The following is a 24,984-nucleotide window of genomic DNA, read 5'->3' on the forward strand; positions in this document are numbered from 1 at the left end:
TACTCCTTGCTGAGAAATTCAACGAAAACAGATAAACATGGAGCCAATACGTTGCAAACATAGAGGCCGCATCATTTGAATTATGATACGGCCTCCTTTAAAAGCATTTTTGAGAAAGGGCTTTTGCGGTTTGCAGAAGCCCTTCGATTTTAGTTTAGCTATTGGCCGCTTAGTTGCTGCGGGCTTTTTTGTTCCAGGAATTTAGCTACCGCGAGTTTAGCATAGCGTAACTCGTGGAATATGTAATTTAAGTTTTCAACTTAAATTACATACCTCATCAGCGATGCCTAAATTATAACATTGCACATAATTTAAGTTAAAAACTTAAATTAACAAGCCACGAGTTACGCTGCGCTAAACTCGCGGCAGCTACGTAGTTATGGGCTTTTTCTGTTCTATAAAGGCGTTGGCTATATAGGCCACTATCATCACCAAAAAACATCCTATCGGGTTAAGCCATAAGTAAGCAACTGTTTTACTTAAACCCAGGTATATGATGGCGGCTTCGCTAATAATAGCGGCAATAAACACGGGGGTGCCTTTTATCTTTTTCATGTAAAAGGCTACTACAAATACGCCTAAAACGGTGCCGTATACATAAGAGCCTAATTGGTTTACGGCCTCTAACAAATTACCGAGCTTACTGGCGTATAGTGCCATTACGACGCAAACTACTCCCCAAAAAACCGTAGATAGACGAGATGCATTGAGGTAGTTTTGATCGCTGGCGTTTTTGTTGATGGTACGTTTATAGATATCAACCACAGTTGTTGATGCCAGGGAGTTGAGCGCACTGGCTGTTGAGCCCATGGAGGCTAAAAATATAATAGCTATCAGCAGGCCCACCAGTCCATGTGGTAAGTATTGTTTAACAAAGGTGAGGAAAACGTAATTGGTGTCGTTTTCGTCGGCACCCTGGTTGCTCTTCTTCATTACATCAACAGCATCCTGCCTTATCATCTTAGCTTGCTGGTCGGCCAGTTTCAAGGCTTCCTGCGCCTTATCCACCTGTTGCGAATTTTTACTGTCAATGGCTTTTAGCAGCTCAAACGTTTTGGCTTTCCTGTTTTCAAAGGCCTGGGTGTATTGCTCATCAAGGTGATTGTATTGTGTGGCGTAAGCTCCCTTTTTTACATTATCCACCTCGTAATTATTGAAAAACATGGGCGGCCTGTTAAACTGGTAAAAGGCAAAAACCAATACCCCAATCAACAGGATCAAAAATTGCATCGGAATTTTGATCAATCCGTTCATGATCAATCCCAAACGGCTTTGCCCTACCGAGCTGCCTGTTAAGTAGCGGCCAACCTGGCTTTGATCGGTACCAAAGTACGAAAGTTGTAAAAAGAAGCCGCCGATCAGTCCACTCCACACATTGTAGCGGTTGTCCCAGTCAAACTTCCAGTCAATCACGTTCATGCGGCCAAGCTTGCCGGCCATTTTTATAGCGTGGCCAAAGCCTACCCCCTTAGGCAACAAAACAACCAGTAATACCGCAGCCACAAACATCCCCATAAAAATGATGCTCATTTGCAGCAGTTGGGTGTATGATACCGCTTTGCTACCGCCATAAACCGTGTAAAATATAACCAGGCCCCCAATAAACAGTGTGGTGTACACCGTATTGATGTTTAATATGGTTGATAGAATGATAGCCGGCGCATAGATAGCAACGCCTGTAGAAAGACTGCGCAATACCAGGAAAAGGAAAGCGGTTATTGCACGGGTTTTTAAATCAAACCTTTGCTCCAGGAACTCGTAAGCGGTGTAAACTTTTAATTTGTGAAAGATGGGCACAAAGGTGATACAGAGCACGATCATGGCCAGTGGCAGCCCGAAGTAAAACTGCACAAAACGCATCCCATCTGAATACGCCTGGCCCGGGGCCGATAAAAAGGTGATAGCACTGGCCTGGGTAGCCATTACCGAAAAACCTACATGGTACCAGGGCAATGAGCGGTTGCCCACTAAAAACTGATCGATGTTTTTATTGCTGCCGCTTTTCCAGATGCCATAAAGCACTATGCCAAATAGCGTAAGACCTAAAACTATCCAATCGGGTAAGCTCATTCAAAATATTTAGTAATGAGCCAAAATACAAAAACTAAAAAAACCAGCCATGCGACTACAATGCCGTAAAACTGGTTCCAATTTTTTATAAATGAAGGCAGATCAGGATCAGATCTTTTCTCCACGACCTCTTACCAAAACATTGAGGAAGAATGCGGCAGTTAATAAGCCTAATACACCACCAACAAATATCCAGGTAAATCCTTTATCAAGTATTAAGCCTACAAACATACCCGATACCAGGGCAACTATATAGAATACAAAATCAAGGTTGTCTTTTTCTTCTTCGTGATTACTCATATCTGTTGTGTGTTAACGGAGCAAAAATAAGCGATTAATTGAATTATAGCAACAGTTAATTTAGGGAAATGATTTTAATATTTTATAGCTGCCGCGAGTTTAGCTGGTAATTTTAATTTAAGTTTCCAACTTAAATTATGTGGGTTATTATTTAATTTGTCATGAACTTAAATCAACACAATCTTCGTATTTTTCATTTATGAGTAGTAATTATAAATTCCGCAACCAGGAGTGTTTGTACTTTGTAACATTTACAGTAGTAAAATGGCTGGACGTTTTTACCCGAAGAGAATACAAAGATATTGTTGTTGACAGCCTTAAACATTGCATTGAACATAAGGGGTTAGAACTATATGCATGGGTAATTATGAGTAATCATGTCCATTTGATCATCGGAACGCATGATAAACCCATGCAGGATATTTTAAGGGACGTTAAAAAGCATACATCAAAAAAGATCACTCAGGCAATTGCCGAAAACATGCAGGAGAGCAGGCGCGAATGGTTATTGCATTTTTTTGAGCGCGAGGGAAAAAGCAATCCCAATAATGAACATTACCAGTTTTGGCAACAGGGAAACCATCCTATTGAGTTGTATACCAACAAGGTTTTAGATCAAAAGTTAGATTATATCCACATTAACCCGGTAACCGCGGGTTGGGTTGATGAGCCGGAGCACTACCTTTACAGTAGTGCCAGGGATTATGCCGGAGGCAAGGGTTTAATCGATATCATTTTAGTTTAGACTATAATTTAGCTGCCGCGAGTTTAGCGTAGCGTAACTCGTGGTTTGTATAATTTAAGTTTTCAACTTAAATTATGTGCAGATTATAATTTCCAATATCATTTAGTGAGGTGTATAATTTAAGTTTTCAACTTAAATTAACTATTACCACGAGTTACGCTGCGCTAAACTCGCGGCAGCGATTTTTAAAACAACCCAAACTTATCCCGCATCCTGTGCCCTTCTTCCAACACGTAAGTCATGGGTACTTCGTGGCCAAGGTCCTTAAATACCATAATGTCGCGATATTTTTTGGCAATGAGGTTGTAAAATGCGTACTCGTTGTTGGGTGGTGCCAGGTGATCAAGCAGGCCAATGCCTAACAGGATTGGTGTTTTAATATTTTGGGCAAAGTTCTTGATGTCGAAGTAATCGAGGTTATCCAGCACCTGGTCAAATTTTATCCCTTTTTCGCCGGCGTATTTACGCAGGTCATACATTGGCCAGTCGTCCTGGTCGGTAAGGTTACGAATATCGCTCAGGATAGGGTTTTGTGACGAGATCAACTGGGCGCGGCTATCCAGGCCTGCTACAGCCGCCGCGAGGAAGCCGCCCATACTACCGCCCGATACTTCTATGCGTTTAGGATCAAGCTCGGGGCGCGAGTAAATAAAATCTATCGCCCGGATGCAATCCATAATAGCACCACGAAGCACATATTTATTTTTGTCCTCTACATTCAAGCTAATATAATCCAGCCTTTTGGGGTGAATCACATCGCGACTGTTACCCTGTCCGCGTACATTAAGGGCCATAATGGCAATATCATCATCCTGCCCAAGCATGGGTTTCAAATCAACCTGATAGCCAGGTAAAGCCAAAAACGTGGTGAACTTTTTATTTTTGATGGTTGTTTTAGGGATGGTAAGCCAGCCACGCACCGTAATATTATCCAGCGACCGCATTTCAACCAGGTATACCTTTCGATTTTCGGTTTCCTGATCAGTCTGCTCCGTCATTTTAAAATTGGGCTTAACTGCGGCCAACTCAGCTTTGGTGTTTTGCCAGAAGCTGTCAAAATCCGCCGGGCGGCCATGTTGCGATTGGATCTCATCGGGCCTTATACCAAATACACGGCGGGTGGTATCGTCGTAATCAGATACATTCACCATAAAATTGATCTTATAAAAACCCGGCTTTTGCGCAGGCACCGTAAAATCATAACTACTGCTGCTATGTTTAGATAAGATTATTTTACGGGTTTCCTTTGCCACCGTAACACCTGCAGGCGTTACCGCTATATAGGATACAGTGCCCGTTTGCGCGGCGTCAGTTGCATTTTTTACGTTGAAAGTATAACTTGCCCGGCTGCTAAAAATAGCGTCTTTACTCCCTGCGGTAAGTGTTGTGGTAACCTCATCATCAGCCTTAGCTTTATGCCCGGGTATTTTAGCACTCAGGCAATTGGCAATAAACAGGCACACCAGGCTTAATGCAACAAGGGGGGATTTTATGCAGGTCATGATTTTTAAGTATCTCAAATATAATAAACTACTACCGGGTATCTATACGGTAATTTAAAGATGCCGACAGACTTGTGCCCGCGCCCGTATTACGACCGGTAATAAATGTGCCACCGGTTAAAAACAGCGACAGGTTTTTAGCAAACGCGTGCCCATAGCTTAAGGATACCTGGTTAAAAGCAAAATTCCTGCTGGTATTGGGGTTGGCCGAAATAATGGGGTTATTATTGAATAACTTATTGGTACTGGTAGTATAAAAACCGCTAAAACTAAGTGACAGCTGCTCTTTAAATTTTTTGTCGAGCGTTAAGCCATATGTGGCACCATACCTATCCTGAAAAACCGCGTCTTCGCTCATCCCAAAATAGTCGCGCACGCCATTTTCTAACACAAAAAAGCTTTGCTTACCAAACAGGTGGCCACTCCCGGCAAATGCCAGCTTAAGTTCGGCACCGTACTGACCGTAGCCCAGATTGGCATTGTTACGGTAGGTAGGGATGATGCCCGTAGCCTTTAAGCTGAAATAGTATTTATAGTTGATGTTGGCCAGGTAATATTTAAGCCCAATTTCTACATCCTGCAAACCGTTAACGGTTGTTGCGGCAGGGGTTGCATCGGTTTTAAAATAATTCATGGTGTAGGGCACCAATGCCGATAAGGTAAATTTACGACTGATGCCATACTCGCCATATAACGAATAGCTTAATGAATGGAAGCGCCCGTTATCATCAAACGCCCTGCGATGGCTGGTTGAGTCAAATTGTTTATTGGCAAAAAAGTAGCTAACCGATGGCGATAAAATAAACCGGCCCGGCCTGACAGGAAAACCATCGGCATAACTATTTTGATATGATGCCGCAACTAACACCGCGGCGGCAATCAGGTATTTGAATAAGTTTTTATTGAGGGTCATCTGTTTAGTCATTCCTATCCGTTTAAAATAATCCAAAGGTGTCGCGCATCCATGCGCCTTCAAAATCCTTGTATTTCTGGCTTACCTCGTGCCCCAGGTCTTTATAAACCATTACCCTTTTATCGGTATTTAATGAATTATAAACGGCGTATCCATTGCCGGGTGGTACATAAGGGTCAAGTAAACCTAAGCCCAACAAGATAGGGCATTTAACAGTGGTAGCAAAGTTTTTAGTATCGTAATACTCCATGTTTTGCAGCACCTGGTCAAACGTAACATCGGGTTTACCGGCCACATATTTCCTGATATCGGTTATGGGCCATTCAACCGCACCAACTAAATTATGAACATCGCTCAAAATAGGGTTTTGTGCCGAGCATATGGTAACCCTGTTATCCAACCCGGCCAAAGCGATGGCTAAATAGCCACCCATACTGCCACCAGTAGCCAAAATCTGATCATGCCTTAACTCCTTGCGCGAGTAAATAAAATCAACCGCCCGTACGCAATCCATAATTACGCCGCGCATCACATACTTATTTTTATCCTCAATATTGTATGATATAAAAGCATCCCGCTCGGTATGGATCACATCGCGGCTGTTGCCCTGCCCCCGTGTGTTTAAGGTGATGATAGCCAGGTCGTCATCGCGCCCAACAATTGGCTTAAGCGTTACCTGGTAACCCGGCAAGCCCAACAGTACCGAAAACGTTTTGTTTTTGTTGGATGTTTTAGGAATGGTCATCCACCCGCGGATAGTAAGGTTATCCAATGATTTCATCTCGATGAGGAAAACCCTGCGGTTATCGGTGTTTTGTGATGGCTGCTCGGTAACTTTAAATTGTGGCTTCACTTTAGCCAAATCTGCTTTGGCCGATTTCCAGAATGCGTCAAAATCGGCAGGTTTGGGATAAGCCGATTTAATTTCATCTGGCCGGATGCCAAAAGCACGACGGGTGGTATCGTCATAATCAGATACATTGATCATCACATTAAGCTTGTAAAAGCCTGTTTTTAATGAAGGGATTTCAAAATTGTAATGCTCCTCGCTTCGTTTGGCAATTTTTACCGGCTTTGAAAACGTTTTAACCTTAACGCCTTTTTCATCTGTAAGCAGGTATGATACGGTGCCCTCCTGCCCGGTGTTATAGGTATTTTTTACATCGAAGGCGAACGATGCTGTGGAACTAAAAATGCCGTCTTTATTATTAATGCTAAGCACGGTAGATACCGTTTCTTCATCTTCCTTTTTTGGATCTGTTTTTTTGTTTACAGGAGAATCGTGTTGGGCAAAGGCCTGCTGAAAGGCTGTTACTGCAAATAATAAAAGTAAATATGCTTTAAAGTTAGTTGCCATATATATTCATTATGCACTGATCTTTGCCGACTCGTTTTCAGGGTTTCGCGCTTTATTTTTGATCAGGAAGTCTGATTTACGAATATAATGGTTAAGCGGTTCCTCGATGAGTTTGAACAAAGTGATTGAAATAATATTTAGAACGATGAAAGCGTACAGAAGGTTCAAACTATCATACTCAAAAGGCGAATGCCAGTCTACCCCCCACTTATCGTACAGTTCAAAAGTATAGTCATTAAGCCGGTTAAAACCATAGTGCAAAAAATTGTACGTATAGCCTAGATGGATAAGGTAAAATATATAGGAGCTTTTACCCAGCAGCTCCACAAAACGGGTAGACAGAAACTTTTTGAGAATAGTAGTTTCGGTGAGTAAGCCATAAAAAAACAACGCGATAGACATTGCCAGCAGGTAATTGTTGGTAACAATACCCCACGGATTGTGCAAACCAGCCTCGTACTCTTTAGGAATGTTTAGCGTCGACATGATCCATACACAAAAGAAGATCATGAAAAAGCCCAGGTAAGTAAATTTCTTTTTGCTTGTACCATCCAGCTTTTGTTTACGAACGATAAGCGCCAGCTGTATCCCGGCAAAAAACTCAAAACACCTTCCTAAAAAGGTGTACAGCATCATAAAAGTAAAATTGCCAAAAAAGCCGAACCAGTTTACATGGCTAAAAATTAATACCAGCAGAACGCCCAAACCGGTAACCGCGATGGGCTGGATATAAAACTTTTTGTATTTGGTAGCGATAAGGAAAATAAACGGTGCCGAAAAGTAAAAACACTCCTCAACCGTAAGCGACCAGCCTTGTGCTACTCCCGTAAACTTAAACTGATCAAAAAAACCACGTAAAAAAACAATGTTCATCAAAAACATAAGCACCGGGTTTTGTCCCGCGGTAACTATTGGATTTTGCGTAAAATGATAAGCGATAAATGCGCCTATAGTTAAAATGGCGTACATGGGGTAAATACGCGCCACCCGGTTTTTAAGGTATTGCTTAAACCAATCCTTAGTAAGTTTAAAGCTATCGAAATACCTGAAAGCGATTAAAAAGCCCGAAAGCACAAAGAAAATAGTAACCCCGATGTGGAACTCGTTAAAAAAACGTTGCACAGAGTGAGGAAATTTTTCATCAAAAACATAGGCAAAGTGCGATATGAACACCAGGTAGGCAGCCATTGCACGTACGCCGGTTAAGGCCGGAATGTAATTTTGTTGCGCTCGTTGTGACAAAACAATTGTAAGTTAGAAAAATCAACCAGTTTTTTCAACCATAAGTTAACAAAACCAATACCAAAGGTTATAAGGCCGTTAAACGTACTAAATGGGGAATAAGTTTGCGATGCAGCTTTAGTTACTTAACTCGCTGTAATCGACGAAGGTAATTTAAGTTGAAAACTTAAATCAGGTAGGCCACGAGTTAGGCTACGCTAAACTCGCGGTAGCAATTTTATAAAGCCGATCCCTGTACTACGCCTTTGCTCAGTATCCGTTGATCAATATAATATTGGATCTCTGATTTTTTTAAACCCCAGTTGGGTGCAATAAGCAGTTCACGGTCGCTGAGGCCGAAGAGGCGCTGGATCACAATATCCGGGCGAACGCGAGGTAGTAGTTCGCATAAAAAGTCGGCATACTCATCAATACCAAATAGCTTGAAAGGTTCACGTTTGTATTTAACGCCCATTACCGATCCTTCAACAATATGCAGGTGGTGAAATTTCACAAATTTTATCTGCGGGAAACGGTTGATCTCGTCGGCATACTTCAGCATCATATCATGCGTTTCCCAGGGGAAACCAAAAATGGTGTGCACACAAATATCAAGCTTGCTGTTTTCAACCAGTTTAAGGGCGTTTACCAATTCCTGGTGACTGCAGCCCCGGTTAATCTGGCTAAGGGTTTCATCGTAAATGGATTCCATACCCATTTCCAGGTCAACGTCAAAGCGGTCGGTATAGCTTTCTAACAGCGCGATTTTTTCGGCATCGATACAATCGGGGCGGGTGCCGACACTTAAACCAACAATATCTTCTGTGCCATAGCTTAAAGCCTCATCATACATCATTTTTAAATAATGCGCCGGCGCGTAAGTATTGGTATTGGGCTGAAAATAGATAATGAACTTATCGGCTTTATTGCCTTTACGGGCACGCCCCATGCCTTCCATCACCTGCTGCTTAATAGTAGGCGCGTTACGACTTACCGATGGCGTAAACGAATCAACATTGCAATAGGTACAACCGCCATAACCTTTTGAGCCATCGCGATTGGGGCAGGTAAAGCCGCCATCAACAATAACTTTAAACACACGGTGACCTTTGTATTTTTCCTTCAACCACGGACCATAGTTATTATAGCCCTTTTCCCATACCTGTGTTGTTTCGCCTGTTAATTGCATTGTGCTGCAAAGATAGCTTTTTTAGACAAACGATTTTAGGACAAAGGAGTAAGGACTTTTTGGGGTTAAGGATTGACAAATAACAGGACAAAGACTTTTGGAGTAAAAGGCTATTAGAAAGGGCTTGCTCCTTTGTCCGAAGATCCTTCTCTAAAATCCTTAGATCTCGCGTTCTTACTCCTTTGTCCAAAAATCTTTTATCCAATCAATTCACCTTCAAATAAGCCTTCTTATACTCGCTCAAAACTTTGGTTATTTTAGATGGGTTGCGCCATTCAAACAAATGAATTACCCAAACAGTAAAGCTGAGCAGGCCCACCGGGTAAACAATACCCTTCCCCAGTTTATTGATATCGGCATCGCGGCTCGATATCGAATTAATGTAGTCCTTCCCGTTTCGGCTATCAATATCTTCTGCAAAAGCCCAGGCCCCATCCCGGGCATTACTAAGCGCAAACTGGATAAGGATAGAATTGTTTTGCGCGTGCAAACCTGCCAATGATAACAGGGGCGATACCTGGTCAAGCTCGTTGATCACCTCGTAAGTAAGTGCCGAAAGGATGGTGTTGATGGCATTAAAATCTTTATGTACTTCGGCAAGCGGTTGGTTAAAAGCACGCGCGGTTTCTACAACGGCAACACCCAAATCGAGATTGATATGCGCGTTCATACCTATCAGTAGGTGCTGCAATACCATTTTTGAAGGCTTATTAAAAATATCAAACGCCAATTGCCACGATGCGGAAGGTTGCTGTTTTTGCTGCCATTGGTTATAGGCTGTAATGTACCGGCTGGCAAATGTAACATCCAGTTGCTCCATCCTTGGGCCGTTTTCAAACTCGCCATTAACGATGCCTTCCTTTACCTTGCAGGTAACCTTATGGTATAAGGCAGCAAAATAACCCGCCCGGCTGCCCGTTGCAATAGCGTCGGCAATAATGGCTTCCAATTGCTGAATGATCTGATCGATAGTGGTGGCCTGGCTCATATATTGACCAATATACGACTTTGGGACGATAGGACTATGAGACTTTTTGGATGATGGGACTATCGGACTGTGAGACCAAGGCAAACGCATCTAAATAGTTAACGGCGATAAGCTGTTATTTAATAATGGCTAACGGGATAAGCTTATGGCGTCGGGAAGACATAAGCATCAAACGATACCTTGTTTTTATTGCGTGGTGCTGGTTAAATCATCCAAGTGTTGAAGGGGCTTGTATTGGCAAACAACAGGCAAAATATTGGGATGCGCTTAAATTGCGCAATACGCCAGTTTAATGCTAACCCTGTTAAAATATAAAATATTGATTGTCAGTTTATTATAAATTAATATCTGGAATGTGTTAAGTTATGTTAACCCAATTAGATGCGTTTGCCCTTATGGTGAGACTTTTAGATTATAGATTGATAACAAGTTGTCTCCTCGCTCCAAAACCTATCTCCAAAACCTCGCAGTCCTATAGTCCAAAAGTCTCACAGTCTTTTCGTCCCCAAGGTCCAAAAACTCCTATCTTGCGCTTTATGTCGTTAACCGCTGCAACCGGCAATACCCAATCAAAACCGCATTTATTTTATGCAGACTTTTTGCGGGCGCTGGCAACTGTAGCGGTGATCACCCTCCATAATGCTGCTGATCCGGCTGCTCAGTACGGCCATATCCCTCAAAACGACTGGCTATCTGCCGCGTTTTATAATGGTCTTTGCCGTTTTTGCGTGCCCATGTTTGTTTTGCTGAGCGGCAGTTTGTTGCTCAATCCGGCTAAAGATGTCACCATTAAGGAGTTGTTTACCAAACGCCTGTCCAAACTGGTTATTCCGCTGGTATTCTGGAGCGCTTTTTATATGGTGTTTTATCATTATTTTGATAAAACCTACCCCAGTGCCAGCTTTGTGTACTATTTAAAGGCTTTTTATAGCGTGCCGCTGGTATTCCATTTTTGGTTTTTATATATGATGACGGGGATTTACCTGGCTTACCCTATTATTAACCTTTTTATCCGGTCGGCAACCGAAAGCCAGGTATTGTATTTTATTGCGATTTGGTTTATTGCCAACTGTGTTTTGGGGATCATAGATATATCTTTTGAAACCGCCAACAACATCGAGTTACATGTTTTTACGGGCTATATCGGTTATTTTGTATTGGGTTACTATTTAAAAAACTTCTCCTTCTCAAAAAAAACGTTGTATACATTGTATACGCTGTCTGTAATAGCTTTTATCACATCAATAGCAGGCATCATTTTATTGCAGGTGTACCATTTCAAACATGCTACAGATCTGATTGAAAGCGACCTTACCCCCGAAATCCCTTTTGCCATAGCGGGCTTGTTCCTGTTTATGAAAAACTATCCCTTCGACACTAAACAGCAATGGTGGAAAATATTGGTTAACAACATCAGCAAGGAAAGCTACGGCATTTACATATTACATGTGCTGTGCATGCAACTTGTTTTTGGTAAAGGATTTTTAAATACCAGCTTCGGCACGCTGAGCCTGTTGTGGGTTATTCCTATTAAAATGCTGACAGCCCTAAGCCTTGCCTTTATCCTGGTAAAAATCCTGAAGCGAATCCCGTTGTTGAAGCTTACACTTTAGTTTAGTAGCAAGTAGTTAGTATCAAGTCGCAAGTACTGAAAACTGGGTATTTTTTCTGTAGAGACGCATATTTGCGTCTCTACAGAAAAAAGCTATTGTGGACAAATCAACCTTGATTCCCTCCCCAAAAATCTTGATACTTGATACTAACTACTTGATACTAAAAAATGCTTTTCGAGGACGAAACTTTTACCAAAACCCCTGCTACGCAAATCAGCGGCCGCAACCGTACCTATGAAAATTGCAAATTTATTTCCTGCGATTTAAGCGGGGCCAATTTGAATGGTGTTGTATTTATCGATTGCATTTTCGACGGCTGCAACCTGGCCCTTGCCGATGCCGGTGACGCGGGCTTTCAAAATATTGTATTTAAACACTGCAAACTAAGCGGGCTAAATTTTAGTAAAGCACGTGATTTTCTGTTCGAGGTGCATTTTGAGCATTGCATACTGGATAATGCCATCTTTTATAAAAAGAAAAATAAAAAGGCCCGCTTCAATGACTGCTCCATGTCCGAGACAGACCTTACCGAAGCCGACCTTACCGAGGCCAAATTCATCAACTGTAACCTTAACCGGGCGTTCTTCAGTCGCACCATATTAAAAGGAGCCGACTTGCGCAGCAGCTACAATTTCATTATCGATCCGGATGATAACATGATCAAAAAAGCCATGTTCAGCCTGCACGGCTTACCCGGATTACTGGCTAAATATGATATTAAGATTGAGGGATAATATTTTGATGCTTATTGAGTTATAGTACTTCCCGGATCAGAATAAACCTTATGCGAAAAATTGTACTGCTTGTAACATTGCTGCTAAACATTGACGGCGTTTTTGCACAAACGCATGATACCACGGCATTGAGCTACAAGCTAACAAGCTGCTTTACCTCTGAAATAGATACTATGGCCTATATGGCTTTGGTGTTGCATCCCGAAAGGAAACTTAAAACGGTAGCCCGCAATCCATGGAACATAAATGTGCGCCTTGCAAGCAATCCAATTTACAATCAACCTTCTGCAGATAGTTATCCGCGCCTGCAAAATAGCGATACACTTGACGCTTACCAGCGCTTCAATAAGTTCAACGATGCTGTTTTAAATGGCAATATAAAAAAGGCAGAAGCGCAAAAGGAATTTAAGCTACTGCTTCATTACATTAACCATTGGCTTTTTGTGCGCAGCCAGACAGATCAGTTAGGTGATGCTTGGGTATTTCCCTTAAAAGGATACAATTACCATGCTATTGGTGGCAACGGAGATGGCTATTCTGATAAAGGCTATCGTTACCTTGATGGCAACAAACATGGTGCACATCCGGCTCACGATATTTTTATAAACGATAAAAACCAGGACTGTATTGACGACCGTAGTCATAAGCCCGTAGATGTGCTTGCTGTAGATCACGGGATTGTGATTGCCTGCAGTGACACCTGGCAAACTGATAGCGATCTACGCGGTGGAAAGTATATCTGGATATACCATTTTGTTTATGGTTATCATCCCAGTGGGAATCAAAAATCAGATTCTTTTAGATCAGGGATCATTACCTATTACGCCCATAACAGTAAGATATTTGTACATCCAGGTCAAGAAATAAAGCCAGGCGACAAAATTGCAGAGGTTGGTCGTACCGGCTATAACGCCTATAAAAAGCGCTCGCCTACACATTTGCATTTTTCGGCATTTAAGCTGTTTGATGGCTTGCCGGTGCCATTTAACCCTTATCAACAATTAAAAAAAGCGAAAACGTTATGAAAGTTTTTTTACTGCTGATAGCGTCTTTGTTGTGGACCAGTCCGGCTAAAACAGATAATGTGGTAAGCCGTTTTAAAGCACCAGCAGGATATAAACAAAGCTCCGCAACGCCGGGTAGTTTTGCGGCCTGGCTACAGGCCATACCCTTAAAACCTTACGGATCGCAATGTTTAACTTACCAGGGTAAGGTGGCCCGCACCGAATCATATACGGCCGGCATTCTGGACGTGAGCGTAGGCAATTACGATTTGCAGCAATGTGCCGATGCCGTAATGCGTTTACGCGGCGAATACCTGTATGCTCAAAAGAATTACAATGCCATCTCCTTTAACTTTACCAGCGGTTTTAAGTGCGATTTTACGCATTATGCCGATGGCTACCGTTACAACAATGATCATTGGGTTTTAAAAGCAAAAAGAGACTACAGCTACCCCAATTTTATGCGATACATGACCCTGGTGTTTAGTTACGCGGGAACCCTATCGCTCCAAAAAGAATTAAAACCTGTTCAAAACCCGGCTACCTTAAAAACCGGGGATATATTCATTAAAGGAGGTTCGCCGGGGCATTGTTTTATAGTGATGAACGTGGTGGAAAATGCCCAACACCAAAAGAAATTCCTGCTGGCGCAAAGCTATATGCCCGCCCAAAGCATCCAATTACTGCAATACCAGGAAGATCCATGGTTTAGCGTTAGCGAGCCCGCATATATTTTGTATGGCGAATTGGTTAGTCCAGCTTATTTAAAACGATTTGAGTAAAAGCTGCAATGCAATTAGTTGGTATTTTAACTTGAATGAATAGAGGTAAGGGAGGCTACAGTATGGATACATCTTTTAGAATCGTATCACTAAACAAAAACGTTGTCATTTCGAACGAACCTGAAGGGAATTGCGCGCCGGAGGTGAGGAGAAATCTTATAAAGGTGGACAATCGGCCATGTGAGGCGTATAAGATTTCTCCTCGCAACCCCGCTTTTACCTCCCCAGGCTCGTTCGAAATGACATTTTTCTTTAATAAAAAAGATGTGTCCACACGGTAGGTAAAGTGGAGTTATCTTTTCTCGACCCTATCATAAAAGCCGCCGAAACTGTTATTTTTTACAGCTTCCTCATTAAAAAAATCACCCGGGAAACCTAATTCTATGGCGCTGGCATCGCTTAAGCGTTTCATTTGATCGGCAGTTAAGGTGCTTTCAACTGTTTTAAGGTTATCCATTAGCTGATCTACCTTGGTAGCACCAACAATAGGGATGCAGGAAAAATACTGTTGCCGTGTCCAGTTCAAGGCCACGTGGCTTTCGCTTACGCCAAGCTCGGCTGCTATCTCCATTACAACTTTGGTAATGGCTTCGCTGCGGGCGTCCAATCTTTTGCTTTCGGGTTTTATACGGCCTTTATCGCCTTTTAAATATTTACCGGTAAGCGCGCCGCCCGCCAAGGGTGCCCATGGTGTAACCGTCATACCAAAGTGTTTAGCCATCGGGATTAGCTCACGTTCGGCGGTACGGGCCAGCAGGCTGTACTCTACCTGTAAAGCAATGAACTGGCTCCAGCCCATTAGTTCGGCCAAAGTATTTCCTTTCGCTACAACCCAGGCCGGGGTATCGCTAATGGCGGCATAAGTTATTTTGCCCTGTTTAATCAGGTCGTCCATGGCACGCAGCACTTCATCTATTGGGGTAATGTTATCCCAGATGTGCAGGTAAAGCACGTCAATAAAATCAGTTTTAAGGCGCTTTAAACTTTCCTCAACACTGCGCATCATATTTTTACGATTATTGCCCGATGCGTTAGGGTTGGTTACATTATCCTTTAAAGTGTATTTGGTAGCCAGTACAAAATAATCACGATCATGGTGTGCCATATAATCGCCAATGATCTTTTCGCTGGTGCCCAGTTTATAGATGTTGGCAGTATCAAGGAAGTTGCCACCCGCGTTGGCGTAAGCATCCATAATATCAAAGCTGGTTTGCTTATCTGCCCCCCAGCCAGCTTCGGTACCAAAACCCATAGTGCCCAGGCACAGTTCAGAAACTTTAAGGCCGGAACGGCCAAGTAATTTGTAATTCATAAGCCAGTGACATTAATTATATGTCATTGTGAGGCACGAAGCAATCGCAAACTTTACAGGGCGGACTTGCACAGTTCGCGATTGCTTCGTGCCTCGCAATGACATCAACAACAAAACAATAACAAAATTGCTTTGTAATATTAAACAATACAAATGTATTACCATGAAAATTATAACACTGTATACCCCCATCCATATCCACGAGTTGTTTAACATTTTGCAGCATAAGCTTAATGAGCTTTTTCACGAGCGCAGGCAAAGTGATATCAATTTCACCATCAGCGGTAAAGATGATGTGTTGGAGATCAGTCAGCTGGATTTGTATGAGGGCCCATTGTTTAACCTGGAGGTTGATGGCCACGAGCTAAAGATAACCCGTAACGAGCATTATGTTGATGATGTAAACTCGCTTACCATCGAGTCTATCCTGAACGATCTGTTTGCCGATGTGGCCGGTCGCTTTGGTACCGACCTGGTGCAGGAAGGTTAGGTATTAGTTAATATAATTTATAGCTTTAACAGAAAATTTACCTGTTATGCGTAAAAATTATTGCCTCCTTATCCTGCTTTTAATTTTATCATTTGCCACTTACGCCCAAAACCCTATTAGCCTGCAGGGCCAGCCGGTAATTATTAACAAGGATACCCTTTTTAAATTTTACACCGGGCAGGGTCTTTTTGAAGCCCATGAACGTGCCGAGGTTGTAACCAAACGCATAGAGGGGCTTATCAACAGCATTGATTTCAATAAAGATTCGCTCAGGCTCAGCAATGATTCCAACCTGTCGGTTATCACTTACAAATCGCAGATCATCATGGCGGTTAATAACCAGGATGCCCGGTTCTCGGAAGTTAACCGCCAGCAACTTGCCGCCAGTTATTTAAATATCCTGAAAACCAAACTGGGCAATTATTTTGCTAACAACAGCACCCAACAGGTAACCATTAATATTTTAGAGGCCACCGCGGTTGTTATCCTGCTTATCATTTTAATCTGGGCCTTAAATAAAGCCGCCAGGTGGGTTAAACTAAAGCTCCTCAGGGCCTGGGAAGCACGGATGGATAAATTAGCCGCCCAGGGCGCACCTGTGGTGTATGCGCATCGGCTGCTTCCGCTTATTACCGGGTTATTGCGTATTGGGCGCTTTATACTCATCATTTTACTGGTTTACATGGCGCTGCCTGTGTTGTTCTTTATTTTTCCATCCTCAAAGCCCATTGCCAATTTATTACTGGGCTATATTGTAACACCGTTTAAAAGCATTTTACTTGCCATAGTTAACTACATTCCCAACCTGCTTACCATAGCCGTTATTTACCTTGTTACACGGTACATTGTTAAACTGGTAAAATTTATTGCTAACGAAATTGCACAGGGTGCTATCAGCATCAATGGCTTTTATGCCGAGTGGGCCATGCCTACCTACAATATCATCAGGGTGCTGCTCTTCGCGTTTATGTTTGTGGTGGTTTTTCCTTACCTGCCGGGGTCCGACTCTAAAATTTTCCAGGGGGTAACCGTGTTTTTGGGCGTACTGTTCTCTTTGGGATCATCATCGGCCATATCAAATATGGTATCGGGCATTGTACTTACCTATATGCGCCCCTATAAAATTGGCGACCGTATAAAAGTGGGCGAAGTAAGCGGCGATGTGGTAGAAAAAAATCTGCTGGTTACCCGCCTTCGCACTATAAAAAACGAAGATATAACCATACCCAATGCCACTATATTGAGCGGGCACACCGTTAATTACAGCACCGTTGCCAAAACCATGGGCCTGGTATTAAACACCACGGTAACCATTGGCTACGATGTACCCTGGCAAACTATCCATAACCTGCTCATCAGCGCCGCCGAAGCCACCGAAGGCATCATGACCGATAAAAAACCCTTTGTACTGCAAACGGCCCTTAACGATTTTAACGTGAGCTACCAGCTAAACGCCTACACCGCGTTATCAAACCAAATGGCTGCGGTTTACTCCCGCTTACATCAAAACATACAGGATAAATTTAACGAGGCTGGGGTAGAGATCATGTCGCCGCACTACACCTCGTTGAGGGATGGTAATCATATCCAGATCCCTGATGGGTATGTGCCCGAGGGATACAGTAAGCCGGGGTTTAAGGTAGAAGGTGATGGAAATATCCAAAGCTAAATTTACTTACCTACCATCCCCAAAAAGAAAAAACCTGCCACTGGGGCAGGTTGACATTTAGTTATAGAACAGTTAATAGTTAAAGTTCAAATTTGGCGTTTACTGAATACTGATGATTTTGTAAAGCACCCAGTTATCTGTTTCGTAAACGCGTTTGTAGTTTATCCCACTGTTTACAATACGAATAAGTGGAATATACCTGTTGTTTAGCTGGGTGTAACCCGTAAAAGGGTTTTTAGCCGTGGCAATCAGTATATAATCGTCGTATTTATAAGGTGTTTCTATGCCGCTCAAAAACAATTCCTGGTAGGGCAAGGTCAGTTGCTTGATATTGTTGGTAAACGCGGCAATAGGGTAAGCCACCGCATCGTCTACAAGCACATGGGAGTTTTTGGGGAGGCCGTTAATGTAATCAGCAATTTCCATACTTTCATGCTGATCTGTATTTGGCGTGCGGTTAAGCAGCGTGGCCATATAACTTCTTTCTTCGGGGATGAGTGAGTTACGCAGAAAGTCAAAACCAGTATAAAACTGCACCAACACTACAAGTGCTACTATAATTTTAAACACCCGTTGATTTTTAACCGTTTGCGCTTTAAATATTAAACATAGCAAAGCCAGCACAAGAAACACCATGTAATACTCATAGGTGAGATAAAGCTTATCATATTCAATGTGCAAAAACTCAATAAAAGCAAATGGTGTTAAAATAGTTAATGCCTGGTAAGTGCTTTCGCGAAAAAGATATATGGCCACCAAAATGAGCGGGCAAAAATAAATTACCCTGGCCGATACCAATATCGATAACTCGGGTAATTGGTAATTGGTAGCCGCGGTGGTCATGTCGTAGTTAAGCTTATCAACCAGTACCGTCCACGTAGCGTACGGACTTTCAATGAAATAGTTAAGATCATTGGCGTGCGTTAAGTTTAACAGCTTATAGCAAATGATAGATGCAATAGGCAATATAAACAGGATGATATAAATGGCAAACGTTTTACCGATTAGCTTACGACGTAATGACGGGCTGTTGAAACTTAAAAACAACCTGAATATAGATTCCTTTTCGCCCAGGTTTAAACTTTGCAATGTGATGGCCAGTACCAGTGGTACAAAAAACAAACTAAGCCAGATAAATTTATAATCGCAAAAAATAAGCGTAACCAACGACATACTGGCCAGCGAAACGTGAAACGTAGTATTTGAGCGATAAAATTTAAGCAGGTTAAAAAAGAACAGGAAGAAAAATATAAGTACCAGGTAAATGGCCTTGCCCGATGTTGCCGTGTAAACAATTCCCGGGTGAAAAAAGAACATCAGCACAACCAGGTACAGGTAAAAGTCATCATTTTTAATACGGCTGCTCATGGAAACCGCTATGAGGTAAAACAAACCGGCAGTACCTATGGCAGATGCAATTACCGGTGCCAGGAAAGTGTTGACAGAGCTAAAAATAATAGAGCAATAAAAAGGCAAAAGCGGCGCCGTAAGGCCCATTACTTTAATGCGGTTGCCTACGCCTTCAAAAATGATCTTGGTCTTCTCAATATAAAAAATAGATTCCCGGTTATAATAACCCAAATGGTTTAAATACACGCCTATTACAATGTAGTAAATGGCAAGCATCGCGGTTATTATAAACAGATATTGACTTTTTGATATCCTCATTTTTATTTAACAACGTTTGTAGGGTTATTAACTTTACTTAAACCATGATTGGTTTTTTCCCAGTAAAACGGATTGGTAATAAGCTGGTACAAACCCATATAAGCTGCTGCCGAGTGCATTAACCAGTACACCGGGTTGGCAATGGCAAACAATATGAGCTCAAAATAGCGGCGCTTAAATACAGCCATCATGTTTACGTAAATCATCAGAATGTTACCCACCATCAAGTTAAATATTGCCATAAATAAAACCCAATCCGGAAATAACGACCGGATGGTTGAAAAATCAAACACAACATAACAAACAAATATGGCCAGCAACAAAGGGTACACTAAAAACGTTGCCGATGTGGCGCCAATAAAAAAGTTAAAGCCCAAAAAGCCTTTCCAGCCCACTTTACGCCACAGGGTTGCCGGGTTACGCATGTGTACCAGCCAGGTTTGCATATATCCTTTAATCCACCTTGAGCGCTGCCTGATCCAATTAAAGGGTTCATTGTTGGCCTCTTCATAAGTGGTTGAGTTTACAATAGCCACCTTATACCCCTTAGCATAAGCGCGAACGCCAAGATCGGCATCTTCGGTTACGTTAAACGGGTCCCAGGCACCCAGTTCAACCAGCGCATCCATTTTAAAATGGTTACTGGTACCACCTAATGGAATAGGGATATCCAGGGTATCCAGTCCGGGCAGCATATAATCAAACCAGTATGAATACTCCAGCGTAAACATACGGGTCAAAAAGTTCTCATTACGGTTAAAGTAGTTTAGCGCGCTTTGAATACAGATATAGTGCTCTGGTAGCTTGGCGAACAGGGCTACCACTTTTTTAAGCTGATCTGTATCAGGAATATCCTCGGCATCGTAAATGGTTAAAAATGTTCCTCTTGAAAAGTGTAAACCGTAGTTACAAGCTTTGGGCTTGGTTTTAGGCATATGAAATGGCACAACAATCACTTCAAAAACAGCAGGAAAATCCAGGTTTTGCACCGCTTTTAAGGTTTTATCGTCATCTTCCTCAATAAGCAGTTTAATATCTAATAACTCACGCGGATAATCTAAACTCTGCAAATTCCAGATGAGTTTTTTAATCAGCTTATCTTCTTTATATACCGGCAAAAGTATGGTGTATGGTGGTAGTTCGTCATTAACAACGTTGCGCACTTCCTCCTTACTTACCGCCTGGTGCAACTCAAACCGGGAACCTACCAGCGCCAGGAACAGCTTAAATATAATAGCCACCAGGAAAAACAAACTTATAATTACGTTAAGTATGATGGATGTATTTTTAAAGCTTAAAACCATCCCTACAGCTATAATAGCCAGCAGGCTAAAAATAACTACAAGCTGTGGTGTGGTAAAAGTTATTGATGCCGAGCTTTTGGGGTCGCGGCGTAAAAGTTCATATACTGCTGCTTTAACATATTTTTCGCCAAGCAGCTTGTGGCTCAGCCAGGTAATATCCAAATCATAAGCAATGATAATATCGGGCTCCATATCGTAAGTAAACCTGATAAAATCTATAAAAAGCTGATCTGTAGGGTCGGCCATTAAGGTTACCACCCGGTTATTCTCTATCCTCAGCGGTAGGGCCAGGTGATCATTGGCAAATTTAAGTTCAACCTGTTTTAAAACTTCGGGATCAAATGCCTCTTCTCTTATTTGTGCAAAATGATAGCCGGCGTTGCTTAATGAGCGTTCATAGTTTTTGCGGGAAATGTAGCCAAAGTTAAGTGCTATCTTAACATAGGCCATTCCCGATGTTTCTGCAAAACTTTTAATCTTTACCTGATCGCCTGGTGTGATAAATCCGTCATTAGCCAAAAGTTCAGGAATTGAAATACTCATTATATATAGGTTACTTTATTAGTATCAAGTAGTTAGTATCAAGTAGTTAGTAGTAAGCATCAAGTAGTAAGTATCAAGTAGATGGCGTGATTTTAAAAATCTTACTACTTGATACTTACTACTAAAACCTAATCGTTAAACAGATCCTGTGACTTTTGAACCCTTGAACGAACATACAGGAATGATAACAGTATTAATATCAATATACCTAATAGTATGTAAAGATTGTAGCTATCCCAGAAACGGGTTAAACCACTTTTGGTATCAATGTACTCCAGGTTTTCGCTTGATTTATTAATGTTAAACAGGTACTTGTTGGAGTTAACATCAGAGATACAAACATTGCTTGACAGGGTGGAAAGTTGCTCGGTAATTGATTTTGAAGCGGCTAAAAATGCTTCGCCCACATGCACCCCTGTTGCGGTAATTACCAACGTGGCATTGTTGCTGCGGCCATAAAAAATTTGAGCCAGGCCGGCCGATACCGTATCTGACAGTGAATATACCGGCGTATTATTATCTGTTCTGTACAGCCTGAAATCTTTTTCAAAATTGATAGGTGCATCCCTAAACTCTTTCAGCAATTTATCATCCTTTGATAATAATGCAATGATGTTGTATTTTTTTAGATCTGTTGAAGGAATATCATCAGAGTAAACAAATTCTGGGAAGTTGTTGGCATTGATGTTGTTGTTTAGCTCATAAATGATCTCTCCCATTGCTCCGGCGGCGTATTTAGCGTAATCTTTGGTTACCACTATGCGGGTAGTTCCGGTGTTAAACGCTTCAGGGTATTGATAAAAGCTCAAATCACTGGTTACAAAAGGATTTTTTGATTCCAGGTATGATTTGTCAACATCAACTTCGGCAAAAAAGTTGGTAAAGCTGTCCTTACAGTGGCCACTTGTTGGGTAAAACCTAAATTCGGCTTCAAGTGTATTGTATTTGTGATGCTGATAACGGTTAATAGTAATACCGGTATTTAGTTTACCGGTACCATCCAGTTTTTCGCTGCTTATCAATAATCCATTCAGGTAAATGTTAAAGAAACCACGGTCGCCGGGGTTTAAAGCACTGTAGTTGGCCACAAAACGAATTTCAACTTCTTTGGGTGTAAAGCTAAAATCACTGTTTTTAAAACTATAAGCACTTTTTAGTGAGCCAATGCCCGATAAAAAGTCGCTTACGCCCCCTATCTGTTTCAGCGATAATTTTGAGCGGTTTTCATCAATAGTTTTTGAAAATGTATTTTGCGCTTTTTCAATTAACAGGTAGTCGCCATAAGTTGAGTTAAGTATGTTCATATTACCCAAAGCGGTAATAGCCTTTTCGTACCCGGCATCGTCACCACCGGTAACAAATAAAACCTCTTTGGCTAAGCTTTCCTGGGTAGCGGTTTTAATAGCAGTTAATACCCCATTAGTTTCAACCATACGGGTATTGGTATCAGTTACGGTAACAACTGATTTGTGCAGGTAAAATAAGCCCTGTCCGTTTTGTGGCGTAACTTTTACCAGCTCGCGCATATTGGTAGTTAAAGCGCTTATGTTGCCTACTTTAATGTAGTTGCGTACGCTATCAGGTAAATGAGTTTCGTCATAAACCATGATATCGCGTGTTTGCGTCTTTTTTAAACGTGCATAGGCCCAGGCTACAGCCTTAAGGTCATGCAGGGTTGGGTTTGCCGGATAAACTATCGCTTTTTTTGAATCGAAGCAATTGCTGATATTTACGTTATCAAAAAAGTTTTTATTACTGCGGATGAGCGATAAATAAGAGTAGTTTTTAACCTTTAACCACATGGCTGGATTATCCAGATCGCGGCATATATCATCGGTAATAGTAAGCAGGGTTTTGATCTGTATTTTAAGGAATTTATCGTTCGAAAGATCGGCCCGGGTTAAATTAAGTACTATCCGCTGAATAGAGTCTTTGGTCATCCTGCCGCTGTAGGCTGGCTTATTATTTATAACCACGTTGATATAAGAGCGGTCTTTCAGCAAAGCCTGTGAAGGCTCAAAATATAAAACCACCTTGCTGCCGTTCATTTCGGTAAGCGGGGTAATTTTGAAGTAAAATGAATTAGCACCGCTCATTCCGTATATTACATCATCGTCATGACCCAGCGCTTTGAAGGTTACAATGTTTTGTGCTTTCGACGCTGTACTCAATATAAATACAAAAGCTAATAAGGAAAGAAATTTATTCATCTGGTTGTAAATAATTAATTTATAACGTAAAATTCTACTCTGAAATAGTTGCCGTTTTCGTCACTCCGATAGGTTAACTCGCCACCCATTTCCTGGGTCATTAATTTGGCTATAGATAAACCAAGGCCCAAACGGCTTTCTGTAACGCCCGATGTATCATTCAAGGTTTTGAGCTTGTTGAACATCATGTCTAATTCACTCTGGCCTATAGCAATACCTTCATCAATGATTTCAAAAACAAAGTGCTGACGCTGAAGACTGGTTACAACCTTTAATGTATTATTGGTTTGTGAAAATTTTATAGCGTTTGATAACAGGTTTTGAAACACCTGCCCGGTAAATACCTTATCAAGCCTTACGTTAAGCGGTAATTTTAAAATATTATCAATCAGGTGGATGTTTTTCATTAGGGCCGTTTCATACAGGCCTTTAAAAACATGCATCACCTCAATATTTACATCAAAAATTTCTATATTAAATTTCATTTCGGGCGATTCAATCTCCTTAACATCCATCAGCTTATTAAGCATATACTGCATTTTTTCGGCCGACTCAGCTATATACCCCACAAATTCCTTCTGATCGCTGCTTAAGCGATAGTCCTCCTCCTTAATCATATTGTTACTCATCACAACAGAGCCTATCAGGTTTTTAAGATCATGGCCCGCTATATTAATGAAGCTGTTCTTTTGCCCATCAAGCTTACGTAATTGCTCATATTGCATATCAATAAGGTTATTTTTTTCATTGATATCGGTATTCTGTTGCTTTAACTGATCGTTTGATTTCTCAATCAGAATTTGTGACCGTACGTCGCGCTGCATCACCTTATAGCGGGTATTAGGTATAAGGCATGATATTGCTGCTATAATAAAAAACAACTGCCCGCCATTGTTAATCACAATATCAAGGTTATATTCATGTTGTGCGTTAAAAAATATAGCAAGCAGCAAAATCGCTGCTAAAAACTGGATAATGGAGTTAATGGGCTCCCAAAACACCAGCAGGTTAAAGAATAAAATGACCGTTGCAAAAATTGAATAATAAACATTTAAGCTTTGTACATTCACAATATTGCAAAGTATTGCCGATGTAACCGATAGCAACAGCATGGATAAGTGCAGCAATATCCGGTAATCGTATTTTTTATACTGGATAAAACTGTGTAGCGCGTAAATAATTAAACAGGTTATGATGCGAACAATCACCAACTGGATCCAGATATCCTGAGCGTAGATGTAGTCAACAATGGCAAAAAGGGGATAAAGAAAAACAATAGTAAAAACAATGTTATTTGTTTGGAACCACGCTTTTTTTGAGGTCTCTTTTATTAATTCTTCTTTTGTAATTTGAACAAACATTATTCGCTA

The 24,984-nt window shown here is 41.5% G+C and carries 20 protein-coding genes; 7 read left to right on the forward strand and 13 right to left on the reverse strand.

Going from position 1 to position 24,984, the window contains the following annotated elements; genetic code table 11:
- Positions 1-369: 369 nt before the first annotated feature.
- Positions 370-2,070: a sodium:solute symporter family protein gene (locus FHS10_RS21060; protein WP_259094327.1), complete on the reverse strand. Its 1,701-nt coding sequence runs from the start codon at positions 2,068-2,070 to the stop codon at positions 370-372.
- A gap of 108 nt (positions 2,071-2,178) precedes the next feature.
- Positions 2,179-2,370 carry a hypothetical protein gene (locus tag FHS10_RS21065; RefSeq protein WP_259094328.1) on the reverse strand — a complete coding sequence of 64 codons (192 nt, stop codon included), beginning with the start codon at positions 2,368-2,370 and terminating at the stop codon, positions 2,179-2,181.
- A 199-nt stretch (positions 2,371-2,569) separates the two neighbouring features.
- On the opposite strand from FHS10_RS21065, the gene FHS10_RS21070 reads away from it, so the two are divergent.
- Positions 2,570-3,115 carry an REP-associated tyrosine transposase gene (locus FHS10_RS21070; protein WP_259094329.1) on the forward strand — a complete coding sequence of 182 codons (546 nt, stop codon included), beginning with the start codon at positions 2,570-2,572 and terminating at the stop codon, positions 3,113-3,115.
- Positions 3,116-3,300: 185 nt separating this feature from the next.
- Here the strand turns inward: FHS10_RS21070 and FHS10_RS21075 are convergent, their stop codons facing one another.
- The 6 genes from FHS10_RS21075 to FHS10_RS21100 form a co-directional block, all read right to left on the reverse strand.
- Entirely contained in the window at positions 3,301-4,617 is a 1,317-nt protein-coding gene (locus FHS10_RS21075) for an acetylxylan esterase (protein ID WP_259094330.1), read from the reverse strand.
- A 31-nt stretch (positions 4,618-4,648) separates the two neighbouring features.
- Positions 4,649-5,542 carry a hypothetical protein gene (locus tag FHS10_RS21080; RefSeq protein WP_259094331.1) on the reverse strand — a complete coding sequence of 298 codons (894 nt, stop codon included), beginning with the start codon at positions 5,540-5,542 and terminating at the stop codon, positions 4,649-4,651.
- 10 nt (positions 5,543-5,552) lie between these two features.
- The gene (locus FHS10_RS21085) at positions 5,553-6,887 is read right to left on the reverse strand and encodes an acetylxylan esterase (RefSeq protein WP_259094333.1); all 1,335 of its coding nucleotides are present in this window, start codon (positions 6,885-6,887) and stop codon (positions 5,553-5,555) included.
- A 9-nt stretch (positions 6,888-6,896) separates the two neighbouring features.
- Positions 6,897-8,129, reverse strand: coding sequence for an acyltransferase family protein (locus tag FHS10_RS21090; protein ID WP_259094335.1), 1,233 nt, complete (start codon positions 8,127-8,129; stop codon positions 6,897-6,899).
- A 217-nt stretch (positions 8,130-8,346) separates the two neighbouring features.
- Positions 8,347-9,297, reverse strand: coding sequence for a tRNA modification radical SAM protein MnmL/YtqA (gene mnmL, locus FHS10_RS21095; RefSeq protein ID WP_259094337.1), 951 nt, complete (start codon positions 9,295-9,297; stop codon positions 8,347-8,349).
- 205 nt (positions 9,298-9,502) lie between these two features.
- Positions 9,503-10,285 carry a DUF5995 family protein gene (locus tag FHS10_RS21100; protein ID WP_259094339.1) on the reverse strand — a complete coding sequence of 261 codons (783 nt, stop codon included), beginning with the start codon at positions 10,283-10,285 and terminating at the stop codon, positions 9,503-9,505.
- A gap of 536 nt (positions 10,286-10,821) precedes the next feature.
- On the opposite strand from FHS10_RS21100, the gene FHS10_RS21105 reads away from it, so the two are divergent.
- The 4 genes from FHS10_RS21105 to FHS10_RS21120 all read left to right on the forward strand — a co-directional run bounded on the left by FHS10_RS21105 (position 10,822) and on the right by FHS10_RS21120 (position 14,418).
- A complete protein-coding gene (locus FHS10_RS21105; protein WP_259094341.1) occupies positions 10,822-11,898 on the forward strand; it encodes an acyltransferase in 1,077 nt (358 codons plus the stop codon).
- A gap of 167 nt (positions 11,899-12,065) precedes the next feature.
- The gene (locus FHS10_RS21110) at positions 12,066-12,632 is read left to right on the forward strand and encodes a pentapeptide repeat-containing protein (RefSeq protein WP_259094343.1); all 567 of its coding nucleotides are present in this window, start codon (positions 12,066-12,068) and stop codon (positions 12,630-12,632) included.
- 50 nt (positions 12,633-12,682) lie between these two features.
- On the forward strand, positions 12,683-13,657 hold the full coding sequence (locus FHS10_RS21115; RefSeq protein WP_259094346.1) for a M23 family metallopeptidase: 975 nt from the start codon (positions 12,683-12,685) through the stop codon (positions 13,655-13,657).
- The gene (locus tag FHS10_RS21120; protein WP_259094349.1) at positions 13,654-14,418 is read left to right on the forward strand and encodes a DUF4846 domain-containing protein; all 765 of its coding nucleotides are present in this window, start codon (positions 13,654-13,656) and stop codon (positions 14,416-14,418) included. The genes FHS10_RS21115 and FHS10_RS21120 overlap by 4 nt, the downstream gene beginning before the upstream one ends.
- Positions 14,419-14,710: 292 nt before the next feature.
- Here the strand turns inward: FHS10_RS21120 and FHS10_RS21125 are convergent, their stop codons facing one another.
- A complete protein-coding gene (locus FHS10_RS21125) occupies positions 14,711-15,730 on the reverse strand; it encodes an aldo/keto reductase (RefSeq protein WP_259094351.1) in 1,020 nt (339 codons plus the stop codon).
- A 163-nt stretch (positions 15,731-15,893) separates the two neighbouring features.
- Between FHS10_RS21125 and FHS10_RS21130 the strand changes: the two genes are divergently transcribed.
- Positions 15,894-16,220 carry a hypothetical protein gene (locus FHS10_RS21130; protein WP_259094352.1) on the forward strand — a complete coding sequence of 109 codons (327 nt, stop codon included), beginning with the start codon at positions 15,894-15,896 and terminating at the stop codon, positions 16,218-16,220.
- A gap of 46 nt (positions 16,221-16,266) precedes the next feature.
- Entirely contained in the window at positions 16,267-17,889 is a 1,623-nt protein-coding gene (locus FHS10_RS21135) for a mechanosensitive ion channel family protein (protein WP_259094354.1), read from the forward strand.
- A gap of 99 nt (positions 17,890-17,988) precedes the next feature.
- Here the strand turns inward: FHS10_RS21135 and FHS10_RS21140 are convergent, their stop codons facing one another.
- From FHS10_RS21140 to FHS10_RS21155, 4 genes are all read right to left on the reverse strand, one after another.
- Positions 17,989-19,557 (reverse strand): hypothetical protein, encoded by a 1,569-nt coding sequence (locus FHS10_RS21140; RefSeq protein WP_259094356.1) that lies wholly within the window; start codon positions 19,555-19,557, stop codon positions 17,989-17,991.
- Between the two features lie 2 nt (positions 19,558-19,559).
- The gene (locus FHS10_RS21145) at positions 19,560-21,404 is read right to left on the reverse strand and encodes a glycosyltransferase (protein ID WP_259094358.1); all 1,845 of its coding nucleotides are present in this window, start codon (positions 21,402-21,404) and stop codon (positions 19,560-19,562) included.
- A 128-nt stretch (positions 21,405-21,532) separates the two neighbouring features.
- A complete protein-coding gene (locus tag FHS10_RS21150; RefSeq protein ID WP_259094361.1) occupies positions 21,533-23,614 on the reverse strand; it encodes a cellulose biosynthesis cyclic di-GMP-binding regulatory protein BcsB in 2,082 nt (693 codons plus the stop codon).
- A 14-nt stretch (positions 23,615-23,628) separates the two neighbouring features.
- Positions 23,629-24,975, reverse strand: a complete 1,347-nt coding sequence (locus FHS10_RS21155; protein ID WP_259094363.1) for a sensor histidine kinase — start codon at positions 24,973-24,975, stop codon at positions 23,629-23,631.
- Between the last annotated feature and the right edge of the window lie 9 nt (positions 24,976-24,984).

It is taken from the genome of Mucilaginibacter dorajii (genome assembly GCF_024808255.1).
Taxonomy (GTDB): domain Bacteria; phylum Bacteroidota; class Bacteroidia; order Sphingobacteriales; family Sphingobacteriaceae; genus Mucilaginibacter; species Mucilaginibacter dorajii.